This window comes from Pseudomonas abyssi (assembly GCF_003444685.1).
Taxonomy (GTDB): domain Bacteria; phylum Pseudomonadota; class Gammaproteobacteria; order Pseudomonadales; family Pseudomonadaceae; genus Halopseudomonas; species Halopseudomonas abyssi.
The window spans coordinates 109,649-134,964 of record NZ_LMAZ01000003.1; the positions used below are offsets into that span (position 1 = coordinate 109,649).

Annotated in this window: 43 protein-coding genes and 1 pseudogene; 3 read left to right on the forward strand and 41 right to left on the reverse strand. The window is 63.1% G+C overall.

The window, feature by feature from the left end:
• Nucleotides 1-16: 16 nt before the first annotated feature.
• The 14 genes from ASB58_RS11060 to ASB58_RS11125 all read right to left on the reverse strand — a co-directional run bounded on the left by ASB58_RS11060 (nucleotide 17) and on the right by ASB58_RS11125 (nucleotide 7,761).
• Complete coding sequence (locus tag ASB58_RS11060) at nucleotides 17-232, reverse strand: hypothetical protein (RefSeq protein WP_118130745.1); 216 nt, start codon at nucleotides 230-232, stop codon at nucleotides 17-19.
• Nucleotides 229-1,461, reverse strand: coding sequence for a phosphoadenosine phosphosulfate reductase domain-containing protein (locus tag ASB58_RS11065; protein WP_118130747.1), 1,233 nt, complete (start codon nucleotides 1,459-1,461; stop codon nucleotides 229-231). The genes ASB58_RS11060 and ASB58_RS11065 overlap by 4 nt, the downstream gene beginning before the upstream one ends.
• Nucleotides 1,454-1,696 carry a hypothetical protein gene (locus ASB58_RS11070; protein ID WP_118130749.1) on the reverse strand — a complete coding sequence of 81 codons (243 nt, stop codon included), beginning with the start codon at nucleotides 1,694-1,696 and terminating at the stop codon, nucleotides 1,454-1,456. The genes ASB58_RS11065 and ASB58_RS11070 overlap by 8 nt, the downstream gene beginning before the upstream one ends.
• A complete protein-coding gene (locus ASB58_RS11075) occupies nucleotides 1,686-2,336 on the reverse strand; it encodes an HNH endonuclease signature motif containing protein (protein WP_118130751.1) in 651 nt (216 codons plus the stop codon). The genes ASB58_RS11070 and ASB58_RS11075 overlap by 11 nt, the downstream gene beginning before the upstream one ends.
• Nucleotides 2,329-2,625 (reverse strand): hypothetical protein, encoded by a 297-nt coding sequence (locus ASB58_RS11080; protein WP_118130753.1) that lies wholly within the window; start codon nucleotides 2,623-2,625, stop codon nucleotides 2,329-2,331. The genes ASB58_RS11075 and ASB58_RS11080 overlap by 8 nt, the downstream gene beginning before the upstream one ends.
• 61 nt (nucleotides 2,626-2,686) lie before the next feature.
• Entirely contained in the window at nucleotides 2,687-2,908 is a 222-nt protein-coding gene (locus ASB58_RS11085; RefSeq protein WP_118130755.1) for a hypothetical protein, read from the reverse strand.
• Nucleotides 2,898-3,290 (reverse strand): DUF7673 family protein, encoded by a 393-nt coding sequence (locus tag ASB58_RS11090; RefSeq protein WP_235827278.1) that lies wholly within the window; start codon nucleotides 3,288-3,290, stop codon nucleotides 2,898-2,900. The genes ASB58_RS11085 and ASB58_RS11090 overlap by 11 nt, the downstream gene beginning before the upstream one ends.
• Nucleotides 3,291-3,333: 43 nt before the next feature.
• Nucleotides 3,334-6,039, reverse strand: coding sequence for a toprim domain-containing protein (locus tag ASB58_RS11095; protein ID WP_118130757.1), 2,706 nt, complete (start codon nucleotides 6,037-6,039; stop codon nucleotides 3,334-3,336).
• Complete coding sequence (locus ASB58_RS11100; protein ID WP_118130759.1) at nucleotides 6,036-6,278, reverse strand: hypothetical protein; 243 nt, start codon at nucleotides 6,276-6,278, stop codon at nucleotides 6,036-6,038. Before ASB58_RS11100 ends, ASB58_RS11095 begins: the two co-directional genes overlap by 4 nt.
• A 14-nt stretch (nucleotides 6,279-6,292) precedes the next feature.
• Nucleotides 6,293-6,802 carry a hypothetical protein gene (locus ASB58_RS11105; protein ID WP_118130761.1) on the reverse strand — a complete coding sequence of 170 codons (510 nt, stop codon included), beginning with the start codon at nucleotides 6,800-6,802 and terminating at the stop codon, nucleotides 6,293-6,295.
• Complete coding sequence (locus tag ASB58_RS11110) at nucleotides 6,795-7,091, reverse strand: ogr/Delta-like zinc finger family protein (RefSeq protein ID WP_118130763.1); 297 nt, start codon at nucleotides 7,089-7,091, stop codon at nucleotides 6,795-6,797. Before ASB58_RS11110 ends, ASB58_RS11105 begins: the two co-directional genes overlap by 8 nt.
• Nucleotides 7,088-7,276: a hypothetical protein gene (locus ASB58_RS11115; RefSeq protein ID WP_118130765.1), complete on the reverse strand. Its 189-nt coding sequence runs from the start codon at nucleotides 7,274-7,276 to the stop codon at nucleotides 7,088-7,090. The genes ASB58_RS11110 and ASB58_RS11115 overlap by 4 nt, the downstream gene beginning before the upstream one ends.
• A gap of 34 nt (nucleotides 7,277-7,310) precedes the next feature.
• The gene (locus ASB58_RS11120) at nucleotides 7,311-7,502 is read right to left on the reverse strand and encodes a ribbon-helix-helix domain-containing protein (RefSeq protein WP_118130767.1); all 192 of its coding nucleotides are present in this window, start codon (nucleotides 7,500-7,502) and stop codon (nucleotides 7,311-7,313) included.
• Nucleotides 7,503-7,512: 10 nt separating this feature from the next.
• Nucleotides 7,513-7,761 carry a BcepMu_gp16 family phage-derived protein gene (locus ASB58_RS11125; protein WP_118130769.1) on the reverse strand — a complete coding sequence of 83 codons (249 nt, stop codon included), beginning with the start codon at nucleotides 7,759-7,761 and terminating at the stop codon, nucleotides 7,513-7,515.
• A gap of 86 nt (nucleotides 7,762-7,847) precedes the next feature.
• Between ASB58_RS11125 and ASB58_RS11130 the strand changes: the two genes are divergently transcribed.
• The 3 genes from ASB58_RS11130 (at nucleotide 7,848) to ASB58_RS20050 (ending at nucleotide 8,913) form a co-directional block, all read left to right on the forward strand.
• Nucleotides 7,848-8,216 (forward strand): helix-turn-helix domain-containing protein, encoded by a 369-nt coding sequence (locus ASB58_RS11130; protein WP_118130771.1) that lies wholly within the window; start codon nucleotides 7,848-7,850, stop codon nucleotides 8,214-8,216.
• Nucleotides 8,217-8,218: 2 nt separating this feature from the next.
• A complete protein-coding gene (locus tag ASB58_RS11135; RefSeq protein ID WP_118130773.1) occupies nucleotides 8,219-8,614 on the forward strand; it encodes a DUF2511 domain-containing protein in 396 nt (131 codons plus the stop codon).
• 155 nt (nucleotides 8,615-8,769) lie between these two features.
• The gene (locus ASB58_RS20050; RefSeq protein WP_181977925.1) at nucleotides 8,770-8,913 is read left to right on the forward strand and encodes a hypothetical protein; all 144 of its coding nucleotides are present in this window, start codon (nucleotides 8,770-8,772) and stop codon (nucleotides 8,911-8,913) included.
• A gap of 45 nt (nucleotides 8,914-8,958) precedes the next feature.
• Here ASB58_RS20050 and ASB58_RS11140 read toward each other — a convergent pair whose 3' ends face one another.
• The 27 genes and pseudogenes from ASB58_RS11140 to ASB58_RS11265 all read right to left on the reverse strand — a co-directional run bounded on the left by ASB58_RS11140 (nucleotide 8,959) and on the right by ASB58_RS11265 (nucleotide 25,231).
• Nucleotides 8,959-10,155, reverse strand: coding sequence for a phage late control D family tail protein (locus tag ASB58_RS11140; RefSeq protein WP_118130775.1), 1,197 nt, complete (start codon nucleotides 10,153-10,155; stop codon nucleotides 8,959-8,961).
• Complete coding sequence (locus tag ASB58_RS11145; protein ID WP_118130777.1) at nucleotides 10,152-10,583, reverse strand: phage tail protein; 432 nt, start codon at nucleotides 10,581-10,583, stop codon at nucleotides 10,152-10,154. Before ASB58_RS11145 ends, ASB58_RS11140 begins: the two co-directional genes overlap by 4 nt.
• 10 nt (nucleotides 10,584-10,593) lie before the next feature.
• Entirely contained in the window at nucleotides 10,594-13,149 is a 2,556-nt protein-coding gene (locus ASB58_RS11150) for a phage tail tape measure protein (protein WP_118130780.1), read from the reverse strand.
• Nucleotides 13,139-13,276 (reverse strand): GpE family phage tail protein, encoded by a 138-nt coding sequence (locus tag ASB58_RS11155; protein ID WP_118130782.1) that lies wholly within the window; start codon nucleotides 13,274-13,276, stop codon nucleotides 13,139-13,141. Before ASB58_RS11155 ends, ASB58_RS11150 begins: the two co-directional genes overlap by 11 nt.
• An 8-nt stretch (nucleotides 13,277-13,284) precedes the next feature.
• Nucleotides 13,285-13,596: a phage tail assembly protein gene (locus ASB58_RS11160; RefSeq protein WP_118130784.1), complete on the reverse strand. Its 312-nt coding sequence runs from the start codon at nucleotides 13,594-13,596 to the stop codon at nucleotides 13,285-13,287.
• A gap of 63 nt (nucleotides 13,597-13,659) precedes the next feature.
• Entirely contained in the window at nucleotides 13,660-14,175 is a 516-nt protein-coding gene (locus ASB58_RS11165; RefSeq protein WP_118130786.1) for a phage major tail tube protein, read from the reverse strand.
• A 54-nt stretch (nucleotides 14,176-14,229) separates the two neighbouring features.
• Entirely contained in the window at nucleotides 14,230-15,399 is a 1,170-nt protein-coding gene (locus tag ASB58_RS11170; protein WP_118130788.1) for a phage tail sheath protein, read from the reverse strand.
• A 116-nt stretch (nucleotides 15,400-15,515) separates the two neighbouring features.
• Nucleotides 15,516-15,785: a hypothetical protein gene (locus ASB58_RS11175; RefSeq protein ID WP_118130790.1), complete on the reverse strand. Its 270-nt coding sequence runs from the start codon at nucleotides 15,783-15,785 to the stop codon at nucleotides 15,516-15,518.
• A 116-nt stretch (nucleotides 15,786-15,901) separates the two neighbouring features.
• Nucleotides 15,902-16,138, reverse strand: coding sequence for a tail fiber protein (locus tag ASB58_RS11180; RefSeq protein WP_118130792.1), 237 nt, complete (start codon nucleotides 16,136-16,138; stop codon nucleotides 15,902-15,904).
• Nucleotides 16,135-16,422 (reverse strand): phage tail protein, encoded by a 288-nt coding sequence (locus ASB58_RS11185; RefSeq protein WP_118130794.1) that lies wholly within the window; start codon nucleotides 16,420-16,422, stop codon nucleotides 16,135-16,137. Before ASB58_RS11185 ends, ASB58_RS11180 begins: the two co-directional genes overlap by 4 nt.
• A 9-nt stretch (nucleotides 16,423-16,431) precedes the next feature.
• The gene (locus ASB58_RS11190; RefSeq protein ID WP_118130796.1) at nucleotides 16,432-17,808 is read right to left on the reverse strand and encodes a phage tail-collar fiber domain-containing protein; all 1,377 of its coding nucleotides are present in this window, start codon (nucleotides 17,806-17,808) and stop codon (nucleotides 16,432-16,434) included.
• 8 nt (nucleotides 17,809-17,816) lie between these two features.
• Nucleotides 17,817-18,377 (reverse strand): hypothetical protein, encoded by a 561-nt coding sequence (locus ASB58_RS11195; protein WP_118130798.1) that lies wholly within the window; start codon nucleotides 18,375-18,377, stop codon nucleotides 17,817-17,819.
• Nucleotides 18,374-18,895, reverse strand: a complete 522-nt coding sequence (locus ASB58_RS11200; protein ID WP_118130800.1) for a hypothetical protein — start codon at nucleotides 18,893-18,895, stop codon at nucleotides 18,374-18,376. The genes ASB58_RS11195 and ASB58_RS11200 overlap by 4 nt, the downstream gene beginning before the upstream one ends.
• Nucleotides 18,896-18,899: 4 nt before the next feature.
• A complete protein-coding gene (locus ASB58_RS11205; protein WP_181977926.1) occupies nucleotides 18,900-19,553 on the reverse strand; it encodes a phage tail protein I in 654 nt (217 codons plus the stop codon).
• Nucleotides 19,546-20,466, reverse strand: a complete 921-nt coding sequence (locus ASB58_RS11210; RefSeq protein WP_118130804.1) for a baseplate assembly protein — start codon at nucleotides 20,464-20,466, stop codon at nucleotides 19,546-19,548. Before ASB58_RS11210 ends, ASB58_RS11205 begins: the two co-directional genes overlap by 8 nt.
• Entirely contained in the window at nucleotides 20,463-20,810 is a 348-nt protein-coding gene (locus ASB58_RS11215) for a GPW/gp25 family protein (RefSeq protein ID WP_202974626.1), read from the reverse strand. Before ASB58_RS11215 ends, ASB58_RS11210 begins: the two co-directional genes overlap by 4 nt.
• On the reverse strand, nucleotides 20,807-21,358 hold the full coding sequence (locus tag ASB58_RS11220; protein WP_118130806.1) for a phage baseplate assembly protein V: 552 nt from the start codon (nucleotides 21,356-21,358) through the stop codon (nucleotides 20,807-20,809). The genes ASB58_RS11215 and ASB58_RS11220 overlap by 4 nt, the downstream gene beginning before the upstream one ends.
• Nucleotides 21,359-21,418: 60 nt before the next feature.
• Complete coding sequence (locus ASB58_RS11225) at nucleotides 21,419-21,877, reverse strand: phage virion morphogenesis protein (RefSeq protein WP_118130808.1); 459 nt, start codon at nucleotides 21,875-21,877, stop codon at nucleotides 21,419-21,421.
• A complete protein-coding gene (locus tag ASB58_RS11230) occupies nucleotides 21,874-22,356 on the reverse strand; it encodes a phage tail protein (protein WP_118130810.1) in 483 nt (160 codons plus the stop codon). The genes ASB58_RS11225 and ASB58_RS11230 overlap by 4 nt, the downstream gene beginning before the upstream one ends.
• Nucleotides 22,289-22,603, reverse strand: a complete 315-nt coding sequence (lysC, locus tag ASB58_RS20235) for an Rz1-like lysis system protein LysC (RefSeq protein ID WP_328587545.1) — start codon at nucleotides 22,601-22,603, stop codon at nucleotides 22,289-22,291. The genes ASB58_RS11230 and lysC overlap by 68 nt, the downstream gene beginning before the upstream one ends.
• Nucleotides 22,536-22,895 (reverse strand): annotated as a pseudogene (locus ASB58_RS11235) (Rz-like lysis system protein LysB); the annotation flags it as partial. The gene lysC and the pseudogene ASB58_RS11235, both read right to left, overlap by 68 nt.
• Entirely contained in the window at nucleotides 22,892-23,107 is a 216-nt protein-coding gene (locus tag ASB58_RS11240) for a hypothetical protein (RefSeq protein WP_118130814.1), read from the reverse strand. The gene ASB58_RS11240 and the pseudogene ASB58_RS11235, both read right to left, overlap by 4 nt.
• Nucleotides 23,104-23,934, reverse strand: a complete 831-nt coding sequence (locus ASB58_RS11245; RefSeq protein WP_118130816.1) for an N-acetylmuramidase domain-containing protein — start codon at nucleotides 23,932-23,934, stop codon at nucleotides 23,104-23,106. The genes ASB58_RS11240 and ASB58_RS11245 overlap by 4 nt, the downstream gene beginning before the upstream one ends.
• Nucleotides 23,931-24,191, reverse strand: coding sequence for a phage holin family protein (locus tag ASB58_RS11250; RefSeq protein WP_118130818.1), 261 nt, complete (start codon nucleotides 24,189-24,191; stop codon nucleotides 23,931-23,933). The genes ASB58_RS11245 and ASB58_RS11250 overlap by 4 nt, the downstream gene beginning before the upstream one ends.
• Nucleotide 24,192: 1 nt before the next feature.
• Entirely contained in the window at nucleotides 24,193-24,549 is a 357-nt protein-coding gene (locus tag ASB58_RS11255) for a putative holin (RefSeq protein ID WP_118130820.1), read from the reverse strand.
• A 14-nt stretch (nucleotides 24,550-24,563) separates the two neighbouring features.
• Entirely contained in the window at nucleotides 24,564-24,773 is a 210-nt protein-coding gene (locus tag ASB58_RS11260) for a tail protein X (RefSeq protein ID WP_118130822.1), read from the reverse strand.
• On the reverse strand, nucleotides 24,773-25,231 hold the full coding sequence (locus ASB58_RS11265; protein ID WP_118130824.1) for a head completion/stabilization protein: 459 nt from the start codon (nucleotides 25,229-25,231) through the stop codon (nucleotides 24,773-24,775). The genes ASB58_RS11260 and ASB58_RS11265 overlap by 1 nt, the downstream gene beginning before the upstream one ends.
• Nucleotides 25,232-25,316: the final 85 nt, after the last annotated feature.

Sequence of the window (25,316 nt, forward strand, 5' to 3'; positions counted from 1 at the left end):
CATCATAGCTTCTTTATCAGCCACCGCCCTGCCCTCCCGTCAGCCACTCGGCCCGGCGCTTCCACTGAGCGCGCATTTCATCGACCAGCTTGATGATGTTGGCCTCTGATCTGCGCTTCTCTTTGAGCATGGCTTTCAGCTGCTCCAAGGCCTCCGGCGTGCGGTAGCCACGGCGTATCCAGTCGCGCGCCTCGGATTCGAGTAATTGTTGCTTGGCTGTTTTTTTCGTCATGGATGGTGTGCCCCAAATAAGAGTGGCTGCACCACGCCATTGCCATACTCGATGTCCATGGGGGTATCTGCTGTGGGTTCGTCTCCCGACCAGCCGTCCGGCCAAGTATTGGCGGCAATCAGCTCGCGGATCCGCGCTTCTTCTTCACTGTTGATGATGTCGATCGGCTCTCTACCGAGGCGCATGGCGTCGGCGTTTACCTGATCCTGAATGGCCAGAATTCGGGTGAGGGCGTTTTGGCGAGCGTCCAGCGTCAACGGCCCCATGCGCTGAGGGTTCGCCGCCTCTTTGCCGCTTTTGAGAATCTCTACCCCCGCTTTGCGCAGGCGGTTTTGGGGTAGCCGCAGCTCACGGTAGATCGGTTTTAGGCCCTTGAGTGGCGCCAAATAGGCCCATTCTGGGCTGGACAGGATGGTATCGAGTGCTGTGTCTTTTTCGGTCAGGGGGCAGCCGGTGCAGCCTGTCCGCGCATTGACTTCTTCGGCCTCGTCACCGCCGTAGGCGTCGGCCAGTGCTTCGGTATTCCACCCGCCATAACGGGCCATAGGTGCGTATATCTTCAGCCAGTCCCACACCAGGCAAACCCGCCAGTGCAGAATCGGGGCGAGCGTGGCCAAGCGCCCGTTGATGCCTTTGGCATCGGGCAACAGCTTCTGGTACCAACCCTGACCACACTCTGCGCCGTCTTTGCTGCAGCTCATTTCGATACGCCTGTCCCTGATGGCCGACTCGCCTTGACGTACCCCGGTAATCATCAGGGCTGTGCCGTCCAGCTCGTTGAGCCGCTGCTCAAGCGCGGCGGTCATCGGATCCACTTTGATCTGACGGGTGCACCAGCGCAGGGTGTTGTTGTTGGGTGGAGGCACACCACGGCCAAGGATGTACACCAGAAAGCGCTTATCGAGCGGCGCGCGCACCACCTGCAGGTCAATACCTAGCTTGCGCAGCTTGGCCATGATCTGTAGGGCTGCAATGTACAGCGGTGGCAGCTCCTGCCGAGTGTCAGCGTAGAAGACGGTCAGGGTTTTCGGACGCTTAATGTCGCCGCTCTCGATCAGAGCAATGATCAGCGTGAGCGTGGTGGTGGAATCCTTGCCGCCCGACCAGGCTACAGCCCAGTGGTCGTGCTCAGCCCCGTGTGCAATCAGTGACTGCACCGTCAGTTCCATGGCTTCGCCTACCTCCATGCGGGGGCTGCCGGAAAAGATGTCGGCTTGGTGTTTACCCATGGGATACCCCCTTCCCGGGCGCAGGCAGCTCTGGCTTGGATTCAATAAAGCCGGTGCTGTGCTTTCCGCCGGCGGCGTTTATGAACTGGACTTCTACCTTGGCGGAGTCCACCAGAACCTTGCTGATCTCGGTCATGGCTTTTACTCTCTCCAGATCTACTTTGGACTCCGGGTCGGACAGGCTCTCCAGCTGGGCGAACAGGTGGTTTCTGAGGTCTTGCATCTTATTCTTCATCTGCCAGCTCCTTAACTTTGCGCTCCAGCTTGCGTTGCAGGCGTATGACCTGTTTAACGTCGGGCGGGTAGCGGTGAATGGTGTTGCGGCTGGCCAGCTCGGCGCGGGTTATCAACTCCAGGCGATCGATGGTGATGTTTTCGTGCTTGGGCAGGGCGTCTTTGAATACGACGACGTGGCCGGCGGGTATCTCTCCGTGGTGCTCAATCCAGACCAGACGGTGCACGGCCTGGTAATCGCGCCGAGTGCAGCCGGTATCCGTCACTTTGCGTTCCAGGTAACCATCTTGGGTGATGCGCTCGGCGCCAACCGGTTGCCAAGTGTGTGGCCTGTGTCCGGGCTTGAACTGCGTTTCTTTGGCACGCCCGCCAACAATCAGGCCTTTCTTGCCGTGATTCCATGGCTTCTGGCCCGGGGCGAATCGCCCGGCTTCGCCCTGTGTGCCATTCAGCCGGCCGGACAGGTCGCTTGCCTTGAACGCCTCAGACTTGGACAGCCCGAGGCGGCTGGCCAAGCTGTATACGTGCTGCAGTGGGCGTCCGAGATCGTCAGCGATGTCCTTTGCCCGCTCGTTGGGGTAGCGCCGGCGCACCTGGTCGACCTCGGCGTCAGTCCATGTTCTGGCTTGATACTTACCCATGGGCCACCCCCTCAATCTCAAAGAAACCCAGCCGCCCAGGGCAGGGCGTGAACGACAGGGGCTGCGGGTTGCGCAGTACCAGGGCGGTGTCGCCGGTGTACCACGGGGAATCAGAGTGGCTAAGGCAGTCTGCCAGCTCAACGCTGCCCACGATGCCGCCGCGCGGCGGCTCGTCGGTCTTCATTTCGACCATACCCATGATGTCTGGCTTGGGCGGCTGGTATCGCTTGATACAGCCCGCGCTGCTACTCTCTGCAGCGCTGCTGCCTTGAATGTCATGCTGTTGCATGGGGTTCTCTCCTTTGGTGGTGGCAGGCGCTGGGGGGTTGCCGCCCCCTGGCGCCACCTTCTTATGCTCGGCCCTGGCGTTTCAGCAGGCCCAGGCGACGATTCAACGCGGTGACTACCCCCTTTTGCAGATCAGGCACGGCCAATGCGGCGCGGCATTGTTCTGCTGTGAAATCGCGGGCCCAGAGGATGCGGTCGGCAGCGTCCACGCAGTAGTAGGGGTGGCCGGCGTAGCTACCGGCGTAGAACGGGTTAACGGCCGCTGCCTGCTGCTCAGTCATCATTGCGGCCCCACATGCTGATCAGCTGTTGCCATTTGGCGTGGCCGTCTTTGACGTATTCGTGCACCTCATACTCTGGCGAGTGGTCGAGCATCAGCACTTTCAGGCAGTCCTCATGCACTGGGGTATCCAGCAGGCGCAGATCGGTGAGGTCAAAGCGGTACTGCGGGCCGTTATACAGGCCCAGCAGAAAGCGCCCGACCACACGGCATTGGCCGGTGTGCCCCAGGGCGATAGGCACCAGACGCTGCAGTGCGTTGAGGCCTGCGGCGCGGCGGTTTTGGCGATGTTGTTCCTGCTCGGCCAGCATCTGGGCCAGGTGCGCGGCCACCGCGCCTTTTTCTGGCGTGGGCTTGGCGCTGGTGTCGTCAACTTTGAATGTCATGGGGGTTCTCTCCTTTGGTGATTTGCAGGGGTTGCCGCCCCTGCTACTTGCTGTCAGTGCCGGCCTTGAATACCCAGCATTTGACGGTGGTTGGTTTGCTCTCGCGGGCTTCAAAGGCGTCGTTGGGCTGGCGGGAGCGGATGACGCTGTGCACCGGGCGGGTGTCGATGTATTTGTGGGTGCGGCTGTCTTTGAGCAGGCGGCGCAGATCCTTGAGCTCGGCCAGTGGTTGGCGGTGGTTGGCGGCCAGCTTGGCGAACTCGTTGAGGTTGATAGCGATCAGCCCTGGGTCGGCCGCGTGGTTGACCACCGGATCCTGGCTGGTGGACTGCAGGTAGTCGTAGACCTCCCAGAACTCGGCCACCTCTGACGGGTCTGCGTTGATCGACTCCTGGCGCTGCTCGGCCATTTGTCTGAGGGTCACATACACCTCGTCCAGCTGGGCGCGGGTAATGGGCGTGAGCTGCTGCAGGCATTCCACCAGCGCCATGATCTGGGCGTGGTTTTTGCCGATACGCTCAACGCGCACCTGGCGCATGGCGCGGAACTCGGTTTCGTAGTGCGTCACCCGCTCGGCGAAGGTGGCCAGAATGCTGGCCTCTGCCTTGAGGGCTTTAATCAGGTAATGGCTGACGTCCTCGATCTGCAGCATGTTGAGGGTGTCGGCTGATGCCCGGCTTTGCTCGGTGACCACCGGGCGCACAAAATGCAACTTGACGATGCGCGTCATGATGGCCTCAGAGGCCACCACGCTCGCGTTCTGGCTGATGCAGATGCTGCCCCGGAACGGCGGTTCATAGGTTTCATTACCGCCGGTTTTCTGGCCCCTGGTGCGCAGGGTGCCGCCCCCGAAAAAGTCTTTCAGCTCGTCCCAGTCAAAGGATTTGGCGTGGGCCTTGTCTGGGTCGCTGCGGTCGCCTTCCAGCAACACCACCGGCATGCCGGACACTTGCCCCATAGCGCGGGAGCGGCCCGCTACTGACGACTTGCTGGGGTCAAAGCCCTCGTAGTCACGGCCCAGCAGCTTCCAGAGAAACTGCAGCAGGGTGGATTTGCCCGCGCCGGCCTCGCCGGTGGCCTCCAGAAAGGGAAACGACGCATAGCGCTCGCGGATCTGCTCAACGAATAGCGACCCGGTCCAGAACGCCAGGGCAATCACGCCCTTAGCGCCAAAGCACGTCCAGAGGTGGTTAAACCAATCCGCCTGGTAGGTGGCGTCATTGGTGTTGGCGTCGATCGGTATGGTCTTGAGCAGGCTTTTCAGGCGCAGCTTGCCGAACTCGAAAAAGTCTTCATTGTTGGCTTTGAACAGCTGGCCACCCTTAACTGCCAGATCCCCCAACAGATAGGCCTGGTATTCCTTGCTGTAACCGATGTAGTCGATGGTTTGGACGGTTTTAATGTTGTACAGCTGGTCCTGCATGATGCGCTGCAGCTGCAGCGGGCTGCCGGTAAACATGGCCCCGGCCGCCACACTCAACAGCCGCTTGGTGAACTCCCCCACCGCCGCCACCTGGGCGCCGGTGAAGGTGTTTTTCACGCTGCCGCCGTCGTGCGGAAAGTCCACCCGGAAGTAGTACCAGGATTCGTCCGTCACCTCATTGCGCTGGAAGTACAGGGCGCGCGGGCTGCAGTTGGCTATCTGCACCACCCCGCCGGACTGCTCCAGGGCGCGTTCGCGCAGCTGGTCGCTGTTCGCCACACGAATGGTCGGGTCTTCTGAATTCTGCAGATCCTCCATCGCCTTGTTGTACTTGCCCAGATCCAGCTTGAACCAGTACATGCGGTTGTCGAAGGTGAAATAGAACTCGTGCTGCTCGCGCCAGGTGTACATAAGCAGCCCTTTCTCACTGGCGTTTTTGGCCAGCAGCAGGTTGCCGTGGTAGCGGTACTCCTCCAGGTGCTCTTTCTCCAGCCGCTTGGCCAGCCAGAGGTCATTCCAATCGCGCTTTTCTTCCCGGAACGGGATCTGCGCCGCAACACAGCTCCAGCCGTCTTTTTCTGCCTGCGCTGCCCACTTCTTGGTGTACCGCTGGCCGGCGTTGTCGCCATCCAGCGCCCACACCAGTTCCGGCCGGCGCTTGCCATTGGCGGTGCACAGCTCGGCCAGCGCAGCCAGCTCGGTGCCGGGGTAGTTGTTGCAGCTCATGATTGACACGGCACTGATGCCGGCATGCAGCAGGGCGATGGCGTCGAAAATGCCCTCTACAATCCACAGCTGTTTGACCTCCATCGGGTCAATGCACGGCGGGATCCACCAGCGGCCCTGGTAATCAGAGCCGTATTTGAACATGGCCTTCTTTTTGCCAAAGCGTGCTGGCCGGTCTATCAGGCGCTCCCAATGGCCGCCGCCGGGCAGTGCAAACCGCACGGTCTCGGATGCAATGTTCAACTTGCGGTCGTGGTAGGTCTCTTGGCTGTACCAGCCTTTGATCATGCTGGGGTCAAAGCCGCGGCTAAACTCCAGGTAGGCGCGGGCAGCGGCTACCGGGTCGGCCTCTGTGCGCTGGTAGCGTGCGGACCAGTCGTCGAACAGCTCGCGGTATTCCTCTTTGATGTAGATGCTGGCCCCGCACTTATCCAGGCGGCCGCAGTACAGCACCCACGGTGCTTCTGCGTTGGCGTACAGCTCTTTGTGCTTGCAGACAGGGCAGGTGCCGCCTTGCAGCCATTTATCCTTTTTCCCTTTCTTGAGCCCGAAGTCGTTGGCGATCCGCCGGCTTATCTCTTTTAAGAGGTCGTAATTCATGGGGTAACTCGTGCCGGCTGGGTGTCTTGGCCTAGGGCATGGACCAGGGCTCCCAGCAGTTTTTTATTGGCCGCCATATCCGGGCAGTGGGCCAGAATGCTGCCGTGGCGCAGGCCGTGGGGCAGATGGCTGTAACGCTCCTTCCAGAACTCGTCCTGGTAACGCAGCCGGTACTGTTGCCGCGCGGCCTCTAGCAGCGCGTGGACCTGTTGCGGGGTTAGCTCCAGCTCAATGCGCATGGCGGCGGCCTCGATCAGTGGACGACGTGCAGCGCGGGGCAGCGCTTGCTCAGCATCACCTGGCGGATGTGCTCCACCGGCAGCGCGTAGGTCAGGCCGCTGGCGGTGTCGCGCAGCATCACCAGTTCACTGGTGGAGCTGGACAGGTCTGCATACACCGGCGAGCAGTGCACGCGCTGGGCGTAGGCCTGGGCTGCTGCGTTCTCGGCCTGCTGGCGGGAGATACCCAGCACCGAGGCCAGCAGGTGGTTAGTAGTGGCATGCACCTGGGCACTGGGGCCCATACCCCGCGACAAGCCGCTGATGTAGGCCCGCGCCAGATTGGCCAGCACGCCGCCGGTGTGCGCGTCGGTCATCGCCTGCGCGGTGCTGTTCTCTGCCTCTGCCTGGCTGGCACCAAACACCCGCTGCAGGTGCTCAACTGTGCGCAGGAACAGCCCTTCATCGTTGCCCAGGTGTTCACTGGCGTGGCGCTGCAGGAAGCCAACGGCGGCCGCCTGCAGGGTTTCTTTGTTGTTATGCATGGCTGCTTTCCTCTGTGTCGAACAGGTCTATTTGATCGGTATCTGGCTGCGAGAAGCGCGCCGCCTGCATGCGCTCTGCATGGGGTGCTAGCGGCAATTTCAGGCGTGGCTTTTCCAACCCGGACGGGCTGAGCTCGTAGTCGATGGTTTGTGAGCCGGAGAACTTGGCACCGCACACCAGGCTGGTGCACTCGTAGTAAACAGTCCGAAAACAGGGGCTTTGCCCTTCTGAGGACCGGATGCGCAGACGGCTGCAGCAGGCTGGGCACACCTGGTTGTAAACGCTCACCGCTCCCCCCTCCCAACCGGATAGAGCGCCCGACCACGGCCGGTCAGTTTCATGGCAGCGCGGCGCAGCCGAGCCTTGACTAGCCACTCGGCTGCCTCGTCTCGGCTGCTGAGTTGCAGGCGTTCACGGATGCGATCAAGTAGCGCCCGGTCTGCCTCGTCATACTGAAAATGCGCTTCTGGCATGAGTAACTCTTTAGTAACTATTTGGTGACTCGATTCAGGCAATCGCCCGGCCTAGCATTGGTTCTGCGAGCAACATTTCGTGCGCCTCGGTCATGGCCAGGCGGCGCAGCACCTCTGCCTGGCTGAGTCCGGTGTAATCAACCAGGGCGTCTATGAGCTTCTGCTCGTAGTCGTCCAGATTCATGGTGGCGCGGTGGGTACGAAGGCGTTTCACGTCTTGTTTCATAGCAACGGCCTCAATGCAGTTTGTTTTGATCAGGCAGTGCGGGATTTGCAGGCGACTCGGGGTCAGCCTTGATACCGAGAAGCACGGCGACGCGGTGCGCTTTACCGCGCAGGCACTGGTGCTGGCCATTGAGTACGGCGTAGACGGTGGATGCTTTGAATTTGTGTTTCTTCGCCCACTCTTGGACGGAAACACCCTGGGCGACCAACCGCTCGCGGGCGGCCTGGCGGACTTGCTCTGTTGGGTATGGGTTATGCATAGTGTGCAAATTCGTGCAATTTCATGTGAGGACAGCGCAAGAATGATGCACGAATCTGCACACGTCAATAGACGAGATGAAAGAAATTGCATCATTTAAGAGTTGAGACAGGCGCGCGCCTGCAAGAAGAGCGGAACCGGCTGGGCCTGATCCAGGCTGAATTCGCCGACAAAATCGGCGTAGCAAAGCGGACATTGGCTGGATATGAGGGCGGGTCAAGTGACATCGGCGCCACTGTGCTGGATGCCGCCGGGCGGCTCGGTATCGACGTGCTTTATGTGGTAACTGGTGCCAGGCAAGCGCCCGCTGTCGAGTCGCTAAGCCACGAAGAGGCGCACCTTATAAGCCGCTTCCGCGTTCTGGATGATGAAGGCCGGGGAATGATCGTGCGCCTGGTCAACGACTTGGCCAGCGCAGCCGAGAAAATAGGAAAAGCACTCAAAGCAAAGGACTAGCCATGCACCTCACTACCCTGCGCCGCTTTGCGGCCATTGCCGCCGTCTGCAGCCTTGCCGGCTGCGGATCCGACAGCGAGCCGACCGCCGCCAACAAACCTGAGCCAGCGCCCGCTGCGAAACAGCAGAGCATCACCATCATCGACCAGGAAACGTTCGGTGCTGAGTGGCCCTTTACCCAGCCAGAAATGCACCTGGCCTGCCTGCAGGGCAGCGCCGTGGTGGTGATGGACGTGAACACCGGGGCCATGTACCCAGTCAACGGGATCGCTAGCGGCAAAGCTGCCAGTATGGGGATGCAGCCGCTGGATCAGGTATGGCAAGACAGCACAGACCTACCAGGGACAAAGGTTTCTGTCGGGCCAGTCATTGAGCGCGGCTTAGCGCTCTGCAACTGACGCCTGCAATACCACATATGTGCAGTGACGCTGCCCGTCAAAACGTCGAATAAAGGCGTTTTGCCAGCACACTTGCACGGTGTATTTGCTGACAATTCCATGGGGTGTGCGGTCGGTGCCGGGGTGGCACTGAGCACCCCACTGGAGAACGTTGCATGGAACACCAAAACCAGAACCAGAACGCCGCCGCCGATCATGCCCAGCTTGAGGCGCAGCTGCTTGCCGCCTTCCACAAGCTGAGCCCTCGACAGCAGCGGGATGTAATGGCGTTGGTGCTGCTGCTCGCGGCAGACGCATAGTAAGGAAACACGGCACTGCCTGCTGGCAGTGCTCCATGCCCGCCATCAGCTGCTCTGACTGAGGCGTTCAAACTCCCGCTTAACGGCCCGTTCTGCACTCGCCTTGCTGGCGTACAGGTGCACCAGGCGCTTGGGGTTGCCCTGGTCGCCCTCTGTGATGGGCTGCTGGGTGCCATCCTCGGCGCGATACCATGCCACCACCCCGGTGTAGGCACCCTCTACCAGTGCAGCCAGGTCATCATCGCTGGCCAGCTGCTGTTCCAGCTCCAGGCTGTTGGTGTACCCGCTGTCGGAGACGTTGTGGATGACGCGGCTACACAGCCACACCACGTCGCTGATCTGCTGCTTGATGCCGTGCAGGCTGTAGGTCATTTCGGGCAGCAGCTCGGGCCGGCCACGGGCCAGCGTATACGACAGGGTGGCGGATCCGCGCTGCAGGCGCTGCCACTCGCTGCGGGCGGCCTGCAGGGCGCTGTCTCGGTCTGCTGCGATGTGGCGCAGGGTTTTGAGGTTGTCCTCTGTGCCGATGATCGCTTCCAGCCGCTCGGCGCTGTTGGGGTTGTAGTAGTAAACCCGCACGCCGGTGTAGCTGTTGCGGTCTGCAGCCAGCCAGCGGTGGCCGTCGCCGTCTTTGCGGGTGAGGTTGATGTGCGGCAGAGCCAGCCCGCTGGCGGTTTTGCTGGCCCCCACCGGCAGCAGCAACAGGCGCCCCGCTTTGACGCTGGCGATGGCGTCATGCTCGGTTGCCAGACGGGTGAGCAGGTTGGCGTCTGATTCGTTGGCTTGATCTTGGTGTGCCAGGCCCACCGCGCCCAGCACCAGGTCAATGACCGGCTGCAGGCTGTAGGCCTGGGCAATGGTGCGCACCACGTCTGCCAGGGTTACGCCGTGCCATGAGCGTTCGCGCTTGCGGGTGAAGCCTTGGCGCAGATCCGCCGAGCGGGCGCGCAGGGTGAGCACGTCGGGGGTGCCGCTGTGCTCGGTTTCATCCACGGTGTAGGTGCCTTTGTTCACCAGGCCGGTGTCGCTCCAGCCCAGCCACAGGTTGATGATGGCACCGCGCGGCGGGATACTGAGGCGCCCGTCGTGGTCTGACAGGCTAATGTCGAGCTGGTCAGCCTCCAGGCCTCGGTTGTCGGTCAGGGTGAGGCTGATCAGGCGGTTGTTCACCTTGGGGGTGATGTCTACGCCATCCACCGCCAGGCGAAAGACTGGGGCGGGGTGGCGGGGTGCGGTGATCATCGGATGATGTCCAGCACGGTGCTGAGCAGGCTACCCAGCAGCTCGATCTGGGTGTCGTCAGCGCGCTGCAGGGTGAGGGTGAACTCGATACGGCGCGGGGCCCCATCTTTAAAAAACAGGGTGGCGGTTTCACTGATGCTCTCGATAGCCCATACGCCGTAAATGCGCCCGGTGCCCTCCACCAGCGGCCAGGCCTTGCCGGTATCTGCCATCAGGCGCAGGGCGTCGAGCGACAGCCGTTCGCCGGCTATCTCGGGCACGATGACGCCAGACAGCGTGATGGTGTCCTCGCCTTTGCCGACGTACTGCCGGGCAGGTGCCGCGCCCACCCTGGGGCTGCTGGGGTGGCGCCAGTTGGTTTGCCGTTGAAAATCTTGATAGGCGGCGGTGTGCAGGCTGAACACATACAGCCCCAGGGCCATCATCATGGTGTGTGCCTCAGTCGTAATCTGACAGAGCCGAGCGGACGCGCGCAGCCTTGTGGCGCTCGCGCTGATCCAGTAGGCGGTTGAATAGCTGCTCAATTTGAGCCAGATCGGCCCCGGCCGGGGCGGTGAGCTGAATGTGCAGGGTATCGCCCTGAACAACGATCGATGGGCCGCCGCCAGCGCTGATCGGTGGGCGGCTATCAATGGCAACAGCCTGCCCTGCCCCGCCAATGCCCAGCGCCAACGCGCCGGCCTTGACCATGGCCTGCCCTGCGCCCAGCACGGCGTTGAGCGGGCCGCCCTGGCTGCGCTGCAGGCCGCGCTGCAGCCCGGCCATGGTGTCGTCACCCAGGCTGGCAAACACGCGGCTTGGTGAGTGAATGCCCAGCTTGTCTTTAAACCAGCCGATCATCTGCCCGCCGGCGTTGGTGATGGCGGACTTGACCGCCCCCAGCCCGTTGGTGATGCCGTTGACCAGGCCGGCCAGCATCTGGCGGCCGTAGTCGGTGAAGCGCTCGGGCATGTCTACCCCGAAGTAGCGCATCACGGCAGAAAAGGCGCGATAGAACAGCCCCACCGGGGAGAAGTTGACAATCAGCTCGGCGATGCCGGCAAAGCCGCCGTTAAACCCGGCTTTGATCTCTGCCCACAGGCCCTTGAAGTACGGAACGATTTTGTCCCAGTGCTTGTAAATCAGGTAGGCGCCCAGGGCGATGGCGGTGATCGCCAGGCCAATGGGGTTGAGCATGAGCGCCCGGCCCAGCCACAGCACGGCACGGCCTGCCCAAGTGAGCGCACCGCCCAGGCCCTTGATGATGCCGATGGCTGAGCCGCCCTTAACGCCCAGGAAGGTAAGCCCATAGCGCAGCATGGCAAACGGGCCAATGACTGAGGCAAGCCCCAGCGTCAGCGCGCCCATGCCGGCCACCAGCGCGGCGGTGATGGCGGCGGTTTTGAGCAGCCCGCTGGCCAGCTCGGGGTTATCGACCATCCACTGTTTGACCTTGCCAATGACGGCGGTCAGGTTCTGCACCAGCTCGCGCAGGGCGCTGTTCTGCCCGTCCATGGCTTCAATGCCTAGATCTTCCCAGGCGCTGCCGAGGGCGGCCAGATCGCCGCGCAGGTTGTCGGCCATCACGCCGGCGGTGCGGCCGGCTTCGCCTCGCGCTTCGCGCAGCGTGCCAATAAAGCCCTGCAGCTCGCCGGATCCGGCCTGGTTGACCAGGTAGGTCAAGCCGCTGACGGCCTCTTCGCCTGCGATGGCCTTGAAGTACCCGGCGCGCTCGGCGTTACCCATGGCGCGGGTTTTGCTGTAGAGCTCCTGCAGGATGTCGGGCAGCTGCCGCATATTGCCCTGGGCATCCTTGGCAGATACGCCGAGGGCGTCCATTGCTTCGCGGGCCATCTTTGGCGGTGCTGACATACGGTTCATGATGGCGCGCAGCGCAGTGCCGCCCATGCTGCCCTGAATGCCGGCGTCGCCCAGCTTGCCGGCCATGGCGGCCACGGTCTCGATGTCTTGGCCCAGTGCTGCAGCCACTGGCGCGGCGTACTTCATGGTTTCGCCGAGCATCTGCAGGTTGGTGTTGGAGCGGGTGAAGGTGCCCACCAGCACGTCCCCCACCCCGCCCATCTTGTCGGCCTGCAGGCCAAAGCCGCTGAGGATGTTTGATGCAATGTCGGCGGTTTGTGCCAGGTCGGTGTCGCCGGCCTTGGCCAGCGACAGCATGCCGGGCATGGCGGCGCGAATGGAATCAGGGTTGAAGCCGGCCATAGCCAGAAAGCCCTGCGCCCCTGCTGCCTCGCCGGCGGTGTATTGGGTGCTGGCCCCCAGCTGGCGGGCTTGCTCGCGCAGCAGCTGGTAGGGCTCTGAGTTGCGGTCGATCCGCGCCAGGCTCTGCACCTTTGCCATGGCGGCGTCAAACTCCAGCCCCGGCGCCATAAAGCGCGCCCCCGCGTACAGCGCCCCGCCACCTGCAGCCATACCGGCGGCGCCGGTGGTGGCCATGCTGCCGGCCAGCTGCTGGGTGCGCTGGTACTGCTGCGCCGCTCGGGCCAGCCGTTGCTGCTGCTGCGATACACGGCGCAGGCGCTGCTCCTGCTGGGTCAACGCCTGGTTGGCGCGGGTGATCTCGCCGCGTAGTTGGCGCTCATGCTCGCCGAGGTTGCGGGTGCTGATGCCGGCAGAGTTGAGGTTTGAGCGCAGGCCCTGCAGGGTGCGCTGTTGCTCCTGGTGCTTGGCCTTGAGTGCCTGGGCCTCGCGCACCGCACGGCGAAACTCGGTATTCAGCGCCCGGGTGGGGGTTTGAGTGTCGCGCAATTGGCGTGACAGCTGGGCCACGCGATCCTGGCTGGCCTTGAGGTCTGCCCCGGTGCGGCGGGTTGCGTTGCTGAGGGTGCGGAAACTGCTGACGTCGCGCTGCTGTGCCTGCAGACCTTTGAGGTGATCGCGGGTCTGCTTGAGTGAGTTGGCCAGCCCGATGCTGCTGCCCATGGCTGTGCGCATGGGGCGTGTGGCGCGATCCAGCGCCTGCAGAACTACCTGTACTTTCAAGTCACGCGCCATGCTTCTTGTCCGGCTTGGTTGGGGTTGAGCGCAGCCGGGCTTGCTCGCGCCAGTCCATCAGCTCAGCCAAGCCCAGGGCGTCCATTTCAGCCGGGCCCCAATGGAACACGGTCGCAATGTCGGCCATTGGGTCTTCTACGCGGCGGGGGATGCATCCTGCCGCACTGACTTCGGCTGCAAAAAAACGGCCACCGCGTCGCCCAGTTGCACCAGGTCGCAGGGCTCCAGCTGTTTGACGTCTTCCTGGGTGAGCGTGGGCACGGAAATACGCGGCAGCACCTGCACCAGCGTGTCTACGTCGCCGTTCATGAGGTTGATCAGGTTCAGGCCGCGCAGCTCGCCGGCTTGCGGCTTGCGCAGCTTGAGCTCGGTGATGCTGGTCTCGCCGTGTTTGACGGGCTCGTCCAGGGTGATGGGCTTGCTGTACTCGGGTTGGCGTTTAGCCATGGGGGTTGCTCCTTTGCTGGGTGGCCCCGGCATGCGCGCCGGGGGTGTGTTGTTGCCGACCACTTACAGGCCGATGGCGGTGCGCTGCTCGGCCAGGCGGTCTACCCCGTCGACAATCTCGATCATGTTCATGATGTCGATCTCGACCAGGACTTCGTTGTCCACCGTCAGCTTGTAGTAGCTGCAGGTGGTGGTGATGGACTGCTCGGAGTCTTCGCCGGGTGCGCTGTCGCCGGTGTCGAGCTCTTCATGACGGCCGCGCACAACCACCTCAACGGCGGACACTTCGCCGGTGTCGTCACGCTGGAAGGCCCCGGCAAAGCGCAGCAGCACGCCATCTACGGTGGTGATGCCCCACTGGCGATACACCTGCAGGTCCAGTCCGCCGCACGTCCATTCAAGCTGGATGCCGTCATCAGACAGGCCCATGTCGCTTTTCACCGGGCCGTTCATGCCGCCGCCCCGGTAGCCTTCCATCTTGCGGCTGAGCGGCGGCAGCGTGACGTTTTTGACAACGCCCGCGTAGCTGACGCCGTCGTTAAACAGGTTCATGTTTTTCAGTTTGCGGGGCATTGCCATGGCGGCGCTCTCCAGTAATTAAGCCAGGGCCCCGGCGTGGCCGGGGCGTGGTGATCAGGCGTTGATGCGGCTGGCGAAGTCGGCCAGATAGGTGCTGGTAATGCGCTGGCGGAAGGTGAGGTCTTCCAGCGGCGGCACGGGGGTGTAGTCGTAGTCGAGCTGCAGGCGCCCCGCTGCCAGGGTTTCTGGAGTGTTCATGGCTGGGTCATACCAGCAGTTGGCGTCGATGACGTAGCCCAGCGCCTTGAGCTGGCGGAACTTGGCGTTAACGCCTTCAACGATGTCTTTGACCAGGCTGGGGTGCAGCGGCTTATCCACGGCCCACATGTGCGCCTCGGCGATGGTGTCGGCCAGCACCTGGGCGGTGCGGGTGGCGGACTCAAAGGCGAATAGAGGATCGTCCGAGCAGGTGCGCGAGCCCCAGAAGCGGAAGCCGTCTTGCTGAATCAGCGTGGTGATGTCGTTCTCGTTGAGGTAGCCGGCATCGGTGCTGCTGCTTTGCAGATCCCAGAACACGTCCTTGTTGATGCCAATGACGCCATTCACGGCCACGTTGGACAGGGTTTTGTGCCAGCCGACCTGCTGGTCGATCTTGGCGCGCAGGCCCAGCGCGTAGGCCACGGCATGGGCGGCGGCCTCTTGGTTGGCGGTGGTATCCCAGCGTGTGAACTCTGGCCAAATGAGCATCAGCTCGCGGGCGGCGAAGGTGTCGCGGTAAGCAACGGCGGCTTCTTTGTCTTCGCAGTCGTGGCAATAGGCGTAACCAAACGCGCGCAGCTGCTGCAGGATGGTGACCATCTCAGCGGTCACGGCGGCGGTATCGAGCCCAGGCACACCGATAATGCGCGGCGTAACGCCCAGGCGCGCTTTGGCGGCCAGCAAGGCTTTCAGGCCGGTGTATTGGCCGGCGGTGACGGTGCCGATGACGTTGGTGGTGGTGGCCGCTTCGTCTGCGCCTTCTGCCACGCGCACCACCACCACCAGCGGGCTGGCCTGGGCGGCGATGGCAGCCAGGGCAATTGCGAGGGTGCCCTCGGTGCCGGCATCACTGATGGCGCTCAATGGGTCGGTGATGAGTACTGGGGTGTTAAGGGGAAATTTGGCTGCATCGGCGTCTTCTGCGGTGCAGACCATACCGATGACAGCGGTGGCGATGGTACGAATCGGGCGCGTGCCCTCGTTGACTTCGATGACGCGCACGCCGTGATGATATGAATCGGGCATGACCTGCTCCCTGCGCTGTGTAATGGCTGACAGGTGACATGCTGTCGCGTGGGCGCGGGAATCGGTAGCGGTGGGGGTTGTAGCGGGTGGGCGTACAGGGTGCGGGCTGCGCGGGGCTAACGCAGCGGGGGTTCTGGTATGACCGTCAGGTCCTGAATTCGGCCCTCGATCCGCTCCAGCAGCAGGGCCAGGCTGTAGTCTGCCGGGTCTGTATTTTCATCCGCTGGCAGCAGCACGCCGGTCTCTCTTATGTAGTTTGCGAGGGCGCGCAGCTCTTCAATGGCGTCGCCTCCCTCGGTTGATTGTTCGGCGACTTCCAGCCAGTTGCGGGTGGCTGTGCTGGGCGCTGATCCCGCCGCCAGGTTGTACGCAAACACATGGTGCATAAGCCTCAAACCGGCAATGTGGGATCTGTTGGGTTTGATCATCTTGCGTTCACATGTTGATAAGCCAAAACCCCGCCAGGCGGGGTGCTTATTTCGACCTAAGCGCCTTGATGCTATCAGGCTTTGATGATGTAGGGCAGTGATTCGCCACTGCGATCTGGCAGCAGCGGATCTGCACCGGACACGCCAAAGGGGTTGCCGTTGGCGATCAGCAGGTCGCGCAGGTTGTCGGCGGTGCCGGCGGTCAGGGGTGAGCCGTCGCACAGCAGCCAGCCAGCTGGTGGTGTGGCGCTGACGGCATAGACCACTTCCACACCCGGCATGTGCTCCCACATTTCAAGAACCTTGCTCATTGCTGTTGCTCCTCGATCAGGGCTTGTACGTCCGGGTTATCCGCCAGAAATGCGGCCAGCTTGGCGGCGGGGCTGGGTTGCTCGGGTTGGCGCGGGCGGTTGACCAGGGCCCAGGCGGCGCCGGTCCAACGGGGCCACTTGTCGTCTGGCCAGTCCTCTGGCGGCGGGGTTTCCACCGCCCCGGCCGGGAGCAGGTAAACGCCGGGTTCCAGCGGGGATTCGTCGGCGTCGACAGGCCCCAGCAGCAGGCCGGCGCGATTGGTTTGGTAGACGGTTTTGGTCATGGGCGGGTCTCAGAACTTAATGCAGGCGAGTAGCGCGACGTTGCGGGGGCGGGTTTCATTGCCGCCGGTGGCATCGGTTGATGAATGGTCCTGACGCGGGCCGACGTAGTCCTGCCGATCCTGCACGGGGTGCAGCGCTGAGCGCAGGTACTTGGCCGCTTCTGCAGTGCCACCCACGCGGGGCGGTGAGACGTAGAAGTCTGTTGCGTGCCAGTGGCTTTTCAGGGCGTCGGCTTGGGTGGTGCCAAACACTCGGCCAATGTCCACGCCGCGCCCGTCGTCATGCCCCCGAACAAACTCGCCGCGCAGATCCGGCAGCTTGAAGGTGTTAAAGCCGTCGCCGGCGCCAAACGACTCGCCCAGGGCGGCGAAAAGGCGGGCGTAGGCGGTACGGCTGATCAGTGCGCCGTTGGCCTTGAGCCAGCCGGCTGGGGGTGTGGCCATTGCGAAGTACGCAATCTGGCCCGCTGGGGCAAGCAGATCAGATTCCTCTTTGCTGTACACGCCCAGGTTTGTGCGGCCTGCGGCCTTGTCTGGCACGTCGGCCAGATTGCGGTCGCGCTCCAGCGGGGGCGAGGCCATGTTGCTGGGCTCATTCTGAACCATCAGCACCTTGGTAGCGGCGGGCCAGCTCTTGCCGAGAATGATTGATGCGTCCTCGTCTGCGGGGTTCTTCTCCCACTCGGCCGCCAGCAGGCCCTGGTTGATGCGGACGCCTTCGATGTACACCGCCAGCCCGCGTGTGGTGCAGACGGCCAGGTCGATTTGCGTTTGGCCTGCAGCGAGGGTCTGGCGCTCTTCGATCATATCAACGGTGACGTTGGCGGCGTCTGGATCCTCCCAGTCAACATCGCCGTCAGCATTGCTCTGTTTTGTGAGCACTTGGCCCGTGTTGCCGCCGGGCAGCAGCTGGGCGCTGGTGACGTTGTTCATGATCCAGGTGCGGGTGGCGATGATGGCGGACGGGTCAATCTGGAACGTGATGTCGTCCGCGTTGGTGACCAGAAACTCCATGCGCACCACGGTATCGCTGTAGGCGCCGTCGGCCTCGGCGGGCTTTTGCGCGTCTGGCAGGTTGGCCACGGCAAACAGGGTGCCGTTGCTGTCAAACACGCCCGCTTCACGCATCACAAAGCCGCCAACAGACACTGGAATAACCAGCTCTACTGTCCAGCGGTTTGGCTCGCCCGGGTGCTGAGTGGCGCTGTTGATCTCGGCCCGGTAGCGCTCACGAACCAGGCCGGTGGTGAGGTCTTCGGGTGCAACGGGGTTGCCGTTGCCATCACCCACGGCCATTTCCACCAGGTTGATGGGCGAGCCGCTGGCTTGCGCTGCGGCCATCATGGCCAGGCCGGCGGGGGTGTGGACTGTGCGGTATGGGTTCATGATGTTACCTACGGCTTGCGAATGCGACGGCAGGGAATGACGCGGGTTGAGGTTGTTTTTGCTACAGATTGGTATGTGCCCGGATCACTGGACGGTGGGTAATCAGCGATCAGAAACCAGCGCCGATAATTTGTCACCTGCTGCTGCAGCGATGTGGAGACGTAAGTCGTCATGTTGTATGCGGGTAGCATGCCACGATTTAGCCATACGAGCTTGACCTCTTCGGGAGCAGGCAGATACCAGTCTTCGTACCCCTCCCGCGAGTAGTTCACGCAAAACTCAGCGGCGGGATAGGCGCCAATCCCATCAGCGATGATTGCAGCGGTATTGCTCGCACCATTGCGCTCACTATCTGCGCCCGGGGTAGCCGTTGCGCTGGTCTTGTATGGCAAGCTGACGGCGGGTGTTGGCGGGGCAAAAATGATGGCGTACACCCCGGCGTCGGGACCATCCACAAGGGTTAGATCGCCGACGTAGTAGCCGCCCCCGAACGCCTCCCCTATGGTCTCTGGCAGCTCTATAGGGGGTGCCAGTGGCGGTGCTGACGCCGCAATAGTGCCCCTGATCATTCCGCAGCCTCCAGCGACCCAAACAGCGTCCACAGATCCGCGCCCAACCGCTTGAGGGTAACGGGTGCGCCCTTCTTCCGGGTGGTCAACGTCTCTTCGGTGATAATGGTCACGCCGGCGGCGGCGATGGTGACCTGGCCGTCGCCGATTTGCTGAATGTATATCTCGGCGTTATCCGGCCAGGCGACGGTTGCCTGGGCCGGCAGGGTTAGGGTGATGGCGGTGGCGCTGTCTACTGCCAAATACCGGCTGGCATCGGCCAGCACCAGGGCGCGGCTGGTGTTGACGATTTGAACGGGCACCGGGGCGGGTTTGGACTCCAGCGCGGTGAGCCGCTGCAGAATCTCGGCTGTGTCGAACTCTTCGCCTACGCTCGCCCGTAAATCAGCCAGCACCTTGGCGAAGCTATCAACGGGGCCACCTTCGGTCTCTACGGTTGCGGTCTCGTCGCCGTGGATGATCTGGTGCGCCAGGGCGACGTCTGCCTCAAATTGTTCAACGCTGTTGTACAGGCTCATGTGGTTACCAGTAGCCGGCGGCCGGCATTGTTTCGTTGATAAGGGTGTGCAGGTTGCTGGCGGCCAGCTGGGTTGGTTGTTCGCCGTTGGCCAGGCCTTCCATGATCAGCGCCAGGCTGCTCACGGCGTAGGTGACGCCGATGTCGTGCCCGCTGACGCTGACAGCAGCACTGCGCAGCGTGGCCACGGTGGTGGCGCTGAGCTGGGCTAGGGTCATGTGGCTGCGCAGGTTTTTGGATTGCTCCAGCACGGCGATGACACGGTGCAGGTTCTCCAGGGTGACCGGGTACTGGCTCGCGTTGATCAGAAGATGGAAGGTGCCGGGTTCGCCTTGGGGGATCTGGGCGAACCACTCTTGCACCCGCACGTTGATGCCGATGCCGGCGAGGCCGGCGCGCACCGCGCCAATTGTGCCTTTGTGCCGGTGAATGCTGATTGAGGCGGCAATGGCGCCGCGCTTCTGATCCTCTGCCCAGTTGGGGTCCCACTCATCGACCGAGAATTCCCACGCTAACCAGGGGAGCAGCTGCGGCGGCGATTCCTGCGCGCTGTGAAGTGTGCGGTGCGGTAGCGGCAGCTCGTTAAGGCGCACGCCAGCGCTTGCCAGTGCGCGCTCGGCGGCGGTGGCATTCGGCGGCAGCAGGGAGGCGTCAGACATCGGGCACCTCTGCAAGCGTGATGGTGACGGCGGTGCAGAAGGCGGCCTCGGCATCGGAGATTTCCAGCAGTCTGCCCTGGGCATCGGGGGCGGGCGTGGCGCCCACCAGCTGCACGCGCTGCGCGCCGGGCTGGTGCAGGGCGGCCATGACGCCGGAATAGGTCACGTCATAGCCCAGGCGGTGCATGCTGCTGACGTAGAGCTGCAGCTGCGCTAGCGCGGCCTCTCGCACGAGGTTGGCGTCTGGCCCAGGGTATGGCGTGATTACGGCCTCGATCACGTATTCAACAATGGAGGCGCTCATCACGGTGACCAGGTCGGTCATGGGGCGCACCTGCTCTGCGTTGAGCGCTGCGGCCACCTCTGCGAGCAGGAACTCATCGGCCTGGCCATCCGCCGTGCGCGACAGCACATAGACGGTGACTTGGGTGGGCGCAGGACTGGTGGCCGATGCGTCCCTGACCAAGCCGCTCGCGCTGAGCGCGTGGTAAATGTAGCTACCGGTTGAGCCTGCGGTGGTGAAAGCCTCAAAGCTGAGTTGAATGCGGCGGCGGTAGTCGTCGTTGGGCTCCATGGTCGCCGGAATGGGCGGGATGGCGGATGCGTCGCCGGGATCCACAACCAGGCGTGCTACGTCATAACGGGCGCCGATGTGGTCTAAGTCTGCATCCTTTGCAAATGCCAGCATGGTGGCGCGCGCGGACTCGTTGATGCGTTGGCGCAGGATGAGCTCGCGGTAGGCCAGCGCCTGGGCGACCTTGTACGCCGGGTCTGATTCGACGAGGGCGTCCCACTCTGGGTATATGCCCTGCAGGTACGCAACGACAGCTGCGAGGATGGTCTCGAAGTCGAGCGCCTCGATGACATTGGGCGGCGGCAGGCGTGATAGGTCTACGCCGGTAAAGGTGCTCATGCAGCGGCCCCCAGTTGCAGCGGCACCTGCAGGCTGACTGCGTTGCCGGTTTCAGTGTTTTCACCCTCAAGATCGAGCACGGCGGCGCCGGCGGCGGTGTGGGTGATGGCCACACGGCTGAGGCGCACACGCGGCTCCCAGCGCATCAGCGCGCTGGTAATGGCGCTATACAGGCGCACTGTTGTTGCGTTGTTCTGCGGCGCGTCGATCAGTGAGGGCACCAGGCTGCCGTACTCGCGGCGCATGACGCGGGTGCCGATGGGGGTGGTGATGATGTCGGCGATGGACTGGCGCAGATGCTCCAGGCCGCTGATGGGCTTGCCGGTGGTGCTCATGCCGTTCACTGCGGGCCACCTGTTGGGCCAGGCGCTGAGCTGCCACCGGTGATGGGGTGTTCATGCGTATTGCCGATGTTGACGCCGCCGTGGGCGACCTGCATGCCGTTGAAGAAAATGCCCGACTCGTTGATGACGATGGAGCTGCCGTTGCTGACAAGGCTGATGGCGGTGCGGTCTGCGCTGATCTCGGTAGGGCCGTTCACAAAGCGCATGCGGTGGGTGCCCTCGTCGTAGCCAAACCATGCGCCGTCCGCAAAGTGGCTGCTGTGCAGTGCCGGGTTGCTGTGTGGCGCGGGGTACTGATCAGAGTTGATGCCGACAAGTACCAGGCCTGCGGTAATTTCACCGCTGGGGCTGAGTACAAGGCACTGTTCGCCGGTGGTTGGGTGCTCGACATCGCGGCGAGATCCGGCGCGGTGCACAAAGTACGGCAGCCAGTCGGTCAGCAGGGCGCCGGATTTGACGCGGCAGCGCGCCTTGGCTGGGTCGGTGGCGTAGACCGTACCCTGGCGCAGCAGGTTATCAAGGCGGCGGGTGATGTCGGTGGTGTTCATACCCGGATGGTGTCGCGTGTGCGCGAGGTTGCCGAGGGCTGGGGCTTGTAGCCGCGGGGGTTACAGGCCCTGGCTGAGCTGGGCAAGCAGCTCGTCGCGGATCAGATCAAGATCTGCGGCGGTAAAGCCGAGCAGTTCGCGCCGTTGGTACTGCACGGGCTGGGCGTTGCGGTTGGGGCGGTCGCGCAGGCCGTACTGGTGCACCCTGGCAATGCGAGCAGCACGGGACAGGAACACAACGGCCAGGCTGTTGGCGTCGCTGCGGGCCTTGAGGTACTTGGCGGCCTTGAGGCGAGTGAACATTTTGCGCCTGATGCTGCCCTGCTTGCCGCGCAGATCGCGCTGTTTGCGGGGTGCATAAGCGGTGCCGTCGGGGTTGCGCTGGGCAGTGATGCGCTGCTGCTGACTGCGGCGCAGCTTGCGAGCGATGCCGCCGGTTAGCTTGCGGCGCTCTGCTGGTTTGAGGTTGGCCAGCAGGGGCGCGGCCCAGTCTTCCAGGGCGGTGAGGTTGTCGGTCATGGGGCAGGAGTGCTCCACTCGGCCACCAGCTCGCCGCCAGCGTACAGCTGCCAGCTGTCAGCTGTGTAGGGCTCTTCAAGCTGCGGCTCTGGCGGGTGCTCGATGGTGAGCTCGCCGCCCTGCCCTTGCTTGACGATGACGCGCTCGGTCAATGGCAGGGTGACAGCCAGATCTACCATTTTGTTGCTGAGCAGTTCGGCCTCAAAGCGCACAGCCTGCTTTGCCTGGTCATGGTTTTGCAGCAGCTCCAGCTGGTGCACTCGAAGCCAGGCGAACAACGCCACGGCGATGACGTCTGGCTCGCCGGCGTAGTCGGTAAACGTGAGATTGAGGGTGTAGCCCCATTCAAACGACAGACCAGCCGCTGCGGTGCAGCGCATGGTGCCCTCTTCGATAAAGATCAGCAGACGCTCAGGGTTCTGGCGCAGGCCCGGCACGGCTGCCAACAGGTGCGCTCTGAGGGATTCCGGTTTGTACATGCTGCGCCTCCTGGTGCTCGATAATGGCATCGACTTTGGCCGCGCACTGGGCCCAGTCGCTTTCGATGACTTCGGTGTCAGTCAGCAGCTGGCCGTTGGTCTGGGGCTGCGCCGCTGACAGGGTGCAGGGCGTCACGGCGGGACAGCCAATCTTGATAACTGGCGGCGCCTGTGATTGCGGGTCGCTCGCGCAGCCGGCGAGCAACAACAGGCAACTCAGTATCAAACCAATCGCGTAGCTCTTCATTTTCACGGGTCAGTGCCTCGATTTTCAGTTGACGGTTGCGCAGCGTTTGGCGCAGATGCTGCTGTGTGGTCTGCAGCTGCTGCTGTGCGGCGCGTTCGGTGATGAGGCTGGCGTGCAGCTCATTGATTACCAGCTGGCTGCGCTCGCTTTCCTGCTCTGCAGTTGCGGCGCGCTGGCTGGCCAGTTTGGTGTCGCCCTGGGCGAGCTCTACGCGCTGCTGCTGGATGAATACCAGGGCAGCGAGCGCGCCGAGTAGCACCAGGCCAAGGATGGTTTGGCGGATGGTGCTCATTTGCGATACCACCCGGCGGCGTTCATTTGAGCCTCACTGATTTGTTCTATCTGGCAGCAGGCAACGGTCACGTTTTTCGGCGCGGGTTCCAGCTCTCTCAGCCGCCCCATAAACTCGCTGAGCGTGGCGTGATCAACGTGATCGGGCAGGATCAGGACGTCGCCGTCTTGAATCTGCAGCTTGCGCACGTCTGCCAGGTTCAGGCCGCTCATGCTGCCGCCTTCTCGCCGGCCAGCTCCAGATGGCGGGCGTAGGCCTGCTGCAGCTTGGCGTCATACAGGTTGCGGGCGTAGGCCGGGCCGTTATAGCCCTTGGCAAAGGCCTGCCACTTGCGCGCCTTGAGGGCTTTATGCAGCTCCGGGTCTGCCTCGATAAAGCGCACGAATGCGTCCAGCTGATTGGCTTCGCTCTGCTGCATGGCCTCGGCCATGGCCTGGGCGCTGGCATAGCCGAGGCGCACGGCATGAAAGCCCATGATCTGGTACAGCCCCCAGCTGCAGGCGCCTGCGGCGGCCTCGGCGTCGATCATGCTGGCACGGGCAAGGCGCGGGTATTCATGCAGGCCGCCGGCATAGCCGCCGGGCTTGGTGTTGATCAAACCGGGGTGAATGGCGGCGAGTTCGGCCACCTGCTGGGCTGTGGCGTCTGCGTCGTCGCCCTGAGCGAGCAGTAGGCGGTGCATGATGTGACGCTCGTACAGAATGACCGCCTTGCCGTTGGACAGGAAGCCAGCGCCGTTGCTCTCTACTTCATTGACAGCCTTCATGGTAGGCAGATCGGTGCCCAGGCGCTTGGCGCCGGCGAGCAGGTCGGACTCTTTCAGCAGCCTGCTGCAGTCTTGACCGCTGAGGGCGGCCAGCGTTTTAGGGCCGGCGATGCCGTCAACAACTAGGCCGCGTTCGGTTTGCAGTGCGATGACCGCGGCTTCGGTTTTGGGCCCGAAGTCGCCGTCCAGCTCGACGGCGTATCCGGCGCGCTTGAGGGCGGCCTGCAGGTCGCGCACGGCATGGCCTTTGCTGCCAACAATCAACAATTTCATGGTGTGAACCTCATGAGGGCGGCGACGTTGCCGCGTGAGCGATAGACCAGCACGCACAGCACTAGGGCCAGCAGGGCCTGCCATGGGCTGACTGGGTGGCGGTACAGGATTTGGTCGAATGCGGCGCATAGCAGCGCGCCGATCAGCAGGCTGGCCAGCAGTGACACGCCCCAGCGGTAGCGGTAGCCATTGCGGTTGAAACACACCAGGCGCAGGGCGGCGAGCAGGTAGGCCAGAACAATGATGGTTGTGAGCATGTCAGCCTCCGTTACCACGCTTAAACAGCGTTGCAATCTCCAGCTTGTCCACCCACTCCATGAGCTTGAGCCCCAGGGGGACAATGACAATGGCCCCGATGAAGGCACCGGCACCGGTGTCTTTGATGGGGGTTTGGTTGACCATTTCGGTGGCCATCAGATAGCCGACCAGAGCAGAGAAACAGAGCCCGCCCAGGCGCTGCCATGGCTTGAGCTCTTTGCGGGCGTAGGCGACCAGGGCGGCGCCCAGCAGGGCACCCATCAGGGCGTTACCGTCTACGCCGGGCAGCAAGCTGGCCGCGCCAATGCCCGTGCCTACTACGACGGCGGCGGCTGTGCTGGTGGTTGGTTCCGGCATGTGGTGACCTCCTGTCAGTCCCAAAGGTTGATTGCGGTTTGTTGTTCGGCCTGCTCGCTAACCTCGGGCATGGCGACCAGCTGCCCGGTGGGCAGGATGGGGCCAAGGTCGGCCAGGCCGGGGTTGGCTGTGAGCACGGCCTCGGTGACGCCAGCGGTGCGGCCGTAGTAGCGCCAACAGATGGCGTCTACGGTGTCGCCCTGAATGGCGCGCACGGTGTCCATCAGATCAGCGCCACGGTTGAGCGGCGTTTGCCCAGCAGATCCCGAATGGCCCAGCGGGCGTCGCGGCGCAGTTCGTCAATGCTGGGGTTTAGTTGGTCGGCGTCTTTGTGGCCGGTGTTGCTGGTGTCATAACTGCGGTAGCGCTCGACCAGCTCGGCGCCGGCGGTGCAGACCACGGCGCGGGTGTAGAGCACGACCAAGCGGCTGTTGCTGTTGATTTGGGCGGCGGGCACATTGGCCAGGCTGGAGTACTGCTGCAGGCGGTCTGCCTTGAACTCGGCCAGCTCGGCGTTGACGCTGAGCATGGCGTTTACCAGGGCGGATTCCAGCCGGGTATCGGTAACAGTGCCGTCCAGGCGCAGGGACTCACGGGCGGCGCTGGCGTCGATGTCGGGGAACCAGCCGTCATTCGTGAGGTTGAAGGGGGTGCCGCTGCCGGTGGCAATGAATGCGCTCATGCTTGGGCCTCAGATCGCCGGTGGGCGAGGCGCTGCAGTGGGGAAAAGGAATAACCCTGCTGCAGCACCCCGCGCCGGCGGGTGC